This window comes from Cellulosimicrobium sp. CpK407, assembly GCF_051844275.1.
Classification (GTDB): Bacteria; Actinomycetota; Actinomycetes; order Actinomycetales; family Cellulomonadaceae; genus Cellulosimicrobium; species Cellulosimicrobium cellulans_G.
On record NZ_JBGNYC010000091.1, the window covers coordinates 1 to 4,013 of the forward strand.

General features: G+C 74.2%; 5 protein-coding genes. 4 read left to right on the plus strand and 1 reads right to left on the minus strand.

The window, feature by feature from the left end; all coding sequences use genetic code 11:
- Positions 1–123: 123 nt before the first annotated feature.
- On the minus strand, positions 124–834 hold the full coding sequence (locus ABWU78_RS20775; protein WP_439159375.1) for a metal-dependent transcriptional regulator: 711 nt from the start codon (positions 832–834) through the stop codon (positions 124–126).
- A 118-nt stretch (positions 835–952) separates the two neighbouring features.
- On the opposite strand from ABWU78_RS20775, the gene ABWU78_RS20780 reads away from it, so the two are divergent.
- The 4 genes from ABWU78_RS20780 to ABWU78_RS20795 all read left to right on the plus strand — a co-directional run.
- Positions 953–1,297: a PadR family transcriptional regulator gene (locus ABWU78_RS20780; RefSeq protein ID WP_053369071.1), complete on the plus strand. Its 345-nt coding sequence runs from the start codon at positions 953–955 to the stop codon at positions 1,295–1,297.
- Entirely contained in the window at positions 1,294–2,238 is a 945-nt protein-coding gene (locus ABWU78_RS20785) for a permease prefix domain 1-containing protein (RefSeq protein ID WP_439159376.1), read from the plus strand. The genes ABWU78_RS20780 and ABWU78_RS20785 overlap by 4 nt, the downstream gene beginning before the upstream one ends.
- 9 nt (positions 2,239–2,247) lie before the next feature.
- The gene (gene zapE / locus ABWU78_RS20790) at positions 2,248–3,498 is read left to right on the plus strand and encodes a cell division protein ZapE (RefSeq protein WP_439159377.1); all 1,251 of its coding nucleotides are present in this window, start codon (positions 2,248–2,250) and stop codon (positions 3,496–3,498) included.
- 88 nt (positions 3,499–3,586) lie between these two features.
- On the plus strand, positions 3,587–4,013 hold a 427-nt coding region (locus ABWU78_RS20795), incomplete at its 3' end, for a ClpX C4-type zinc finger protein (protein ID WP_439159378.1).

The following is a 4,013-nucleotide window of genomic DNA, read 5'->3' on the forward strand; positions in this document are numbered from 1 at the left end:
CGCCAGACAACACCCGACGGGCGAGCACGCGACTGCTCCCCCACCACAACGAGGTTGGTCCCGTTATCCAATGGATAACGGGACCAACCTCGTTCTCGGCGCCCCACCGGGGCCGCAGCAGGCTCAGTCAGCCGTCACGAAGAGGTGGCGCGCTACGTCGTCGGGGAGGTCCAGGACCGTGTCGGCTCCGTCGCCCGAGACCGTGACGACGCCGTCGTTCACCGCGACGACGAGGGTCTGGCGCGGGAAGACGCCCGCTTCCGCGAAGCGCGCGAGGAGCTCGACGTCGACCTGGACCGGCTCTGCGATGCGCTGGAGCACGACGCGCGCCTCGCCGCCCTCCCCGACGCCGTGGGTCGCGAGGTGGGCCGGCAGGGACACGACGCCGTCGAGGTACTCGACCTCCGGCAGGTCCTCGCCCAGCTCGCGCAGGCCCGGGATCGGGTTGCCGTAGGGGTCGTGCGCGGGGTGGTCGAGGAGCGCGACGAGGCGCTGCTCGACGAGGTCGCTCATCACGTGCTCCCAGCGGCAGGCCTCGGTGTGCACCTGCTCCCAGTCGAGCTTGATGACGTCGGTGAGGAGCCGCTCGGCGAGGCGGTGCTTGCGCATGACGCGCACCGCCGTCTGCTGCCCGAGCGTCGTGAGCTCGAGCTGGCGGTCGCCGCCGACGACGACCAGGCCGTCCCGCTCCATGCGCGCGACGGTCTGGGAGACGGTCGGCCCCGAGTGCCCGAGGCGCTCGGCGATCCGCGCGCGCAGCGGAGGGATGCCCTCCTCCTGCAGCTCGTAGATCGACTTCAGGTACATCTCGGTGGTGTCGATCAGGTCGGTCACTCGGCCTCCCGCGGCAGGTACGCACTCTTCTCTGGAACCGTTCCAGTCTAGCGCTCCAGCGACGACACGATGATGTGTCTCTTGCACATACTGTGCGTCACACACTATGGTGTGAGACATGACCGATCCCGAGATCTTCGCCGGGCACAGCCAGGAGGTGCGCCGCGGCTCCGTCGTCGTCGCGAGCCTGCTGCTGCTGCGCACGCCCGGCTACGGCTACGGGCTCCTCGAGGCGCTCGCCGCGGCGGGCGTCCCCGTCGACGCCAACACGCTCTACCCGCTCCTGCGCCGGCTCGAGAAGCAGGGCCTCCTCGTGAGCGAGTGGAACACCGACGAGGCGCGGCCGCGCAAGTTCTACCGCACCTCCCCCGCGGGCGAGCGCTTCGCCCGCGACCTGCTCGACGAGTGGCTCGCGATCGCGCGCAGCCTCCGGACCATCGACTCCCAGGAAGGCACGTCATGACGCTCACCGACCGCTACGTCGCCGCCACGCTGCGCCGCGTCCCCGCGGACCAGCACGCCGACCTCGAGCAGGAGCTGCGCGCGTCCGTCGCCGACGCCGTCGAGGCCAAGGTCGAGGCCGGCACCGACCCGGCACGGGCCGAGACCGACGTCCTCAACGACCTCGGCGACCCCGACCGTCTCGCGGCCGACCTCGCCGGGCGCCCGCTCTACCTCATCGGCCCGACGCTCTACCTCGACTGGCTGCGGCTCCTCAAGGTGCTGCTCTGGGTCAGCCTCATCCCCGGGGCGATCGTGCTCGCGACGGACCTCGTCGACGGCGACGCCGTCGGGTCGGCCATCTGGAGCGGCATCTGGTCGACCGCCTCCGTCGCGCTCCAGATCGCGTTCTGGACGACGCTCGTCTTCGTCCTGCTCGAACGCTACGGCTCCCCCCGGAGCCAGGACGAGCTCACCGGCCCCTGGACGGTCGACCGCCTCCCGACCGAGCGCGCGCCCCGCGAGGTCACGCTCGTCGACACGGTCGTGTCGGTCGGCCTGCTCGTCCTGGTCGCCGCCGTGCTGCTCCTGCAGAACGTCGCGACGTACCGGGGGCCCGACGGCACCGCCGTCCCCGTGCTGCAGCCCGACCTGTGGCCGGTCTGGACCGGCGTGCTCGTCGCGCTCGTCGCGGTCGAGATCGTGCTCACGATCCTCGTGTACGCGCGCGGCCGGTGGACCGTCGGCCTCGCCGCCGCCAACACGGTCGTCGGGGTGCTGTTCGCCGGCGCGGTCGTCTGGCTCGCGAGCGCCGACCGCCTCGTGAACCCGGCGTTCCTCGAGGTCACGGGCGGCGACTCGCTGACGTGGCTCTCGAACGGGATCATCGCGGCGACCGTCGTCATCACGGGCTGGGACGTCGTCAGCGTCTGGGTCAAGGCCCTGCGCAGCCCCCGCGCCTAGGCTGGCCCGATGACCCGCTCCCGTCTCGACCGCACCCGGCGTGCGGTCGAGACGGCGGCGTCGCGCGAGGGGTTCGTCCTCGACGCCGACCAGTCCCTGCTCCTCGACCGGCTCGTCCGGCTCGGCGACGAGCTCGCCGGGCCCCGACGGCGCCCCGTCCGCGGGCTGTACGTGTGGGGCCCCGCGGGGCGCGGGAAGTCATGGCTGGCGGGGGCGTTCTTCGCGGCCGTCGCGGCCGGGCTCCCCGCCGGCGCGGCCCGGCGGGTGCACGTGTACGACCTGTTCCGCGCGCTGCACGCGGCGATCCACGCCCAGCGGGCGAGCGCCCTCGCCGGACCGCGGCCCGCCGTCGGCCAGGGCGGCCCGACGCGCGGGTGGCGCACCCGCGCGGCCGCGCCGGCCGCGGAGCCGCCGCCGGCGCCGCCGGCGGAGTCGGCGGAGTCGGCGGAGTCGGCGGAGCCACGCCCCGGCACGGTCGACGCCGCGATCGACGACCTCCTGCGCGGGACCACGCTGCTCTACCTCGACGAGCTCCACCTGCACGACACCGGCGACGCGACCCTGCTCACCCGGCTCCTGCGCCGGGCGTTCGAGGCGGGCGTCGTCGTGCTCGCGACGTCCAACTACGAGCCCGGCACGCTGCTGCCGAACCCGCTGTGGCACCACGTCGCCGAGCCGGGCATCGCGCTCCTGCGGGCGCACCTCGACGTGGTCGAGCTCGCCGGGACGGTGGACTACCGGGCGCTCGGGGGGCGCGGTCGCGCAGGTTTCGCCGCGGGCGCGTGGCTCTCCCCCGGCACGACGGCGCAGCTCGCCGCCCACGGGCTCGTCGCCCCCGCCCCGGGGTCCCGGGCGGTCGTCCGCACCGGGACCAGGTCGTTCGAGGTGACGGCCGCACGGGTGGACGGCGCGGCCCGCGAGAGCGAGCCCGAGCTCTGGGTGACGTTCGCGGACCTGGCGGGGCGGCCGACGTCCACCCTCGAGTACCTCGACTGGGCCGCGCGGTTCCGTCGCTGGGTCGTCACCGACGTCCCCCTCCTCACGGACGCGGACCGGGAGGCCCAGCAGCGGTTCATCGCCGTCGTGGACGTGCTCGTGGACGCCGACGTCGAGCTCGTGGTCACGTCGCGCCACGCCCTCGACGCCTTCCGCACGACGATGCCGGACCGGCCCGACGCCTTCCGGACCGCCAGCCGGCTCCAGCTCCTGGCCGAGGTCGTGGACGGTCCTCGCCCGTCCGCGGGCGCCGCGCGCGGCTGAGCCCGGCACGCCCGGACCGGCCGAGCGGCCCGGCGTGTCGTGGGCGGCGGCTACGATCGGCCGCAACCGACTGGACTGGAGGCACCCGGTGGCACGCTCCGACGGCACCGACGACACGCGCGGGCAGCGCGGTCCGCGCGCGGCGGACGCGCTCACGTGCTCCTTCTGCGGCAAGTCCCAGCGCCAGGTGAAGCGACTCATCGCCGGGCCCGCAGGCGTGTTCATCTGCGACGAGTGCGTGGCCCTGTGCCTCGAGATGGTCGAGGAGGACCGCGAGGCCGAGAGCGCGGCGCAGGACGTCGTGACGGGCGACGGTCCCCTCCCCACGCCCCACGAGATCTTCGCGCACCTGAGCCGCTACGTCGTCGGGCAGGACGGCGCCAAGCGGGCCCTGGCCGTCGCGGTGCACAACCACTACAAGCGCGTCCGCGCCGCCGCCGCGGCCGAGGAGGCCGGCGACGCCCCCGCGGCCGACGACCCGGACTACGTGGAGCTGGCGAAGTCGAACATTCTTC

What these genes read in the sequence shown, in the direction of transcription:
- ABWU78_RS20780 (WP_053369071.1), top strand. Translation starts at nt 953, where the DNA reads ATGACCGATCCCGAGATCTTCGCCGGGCACAGCCAGGAGGTGCGCCGC.
- ABWU78_RS20785 (WP_439159376.1), top strand. Translation starts at nt 1,294, where the DNA reads ATGACGCTCACCGACCGCTACGTCGCCGCCACGCTGCGCCGCGTCCCC.
- zapE (WP_439159377.1), top strand. Translation starts at nt 2,248, where the DNA reads ATGACCCGCTCCCGTCTCGACCGCACCCGGCGTGCGGTCGAGACGGCG.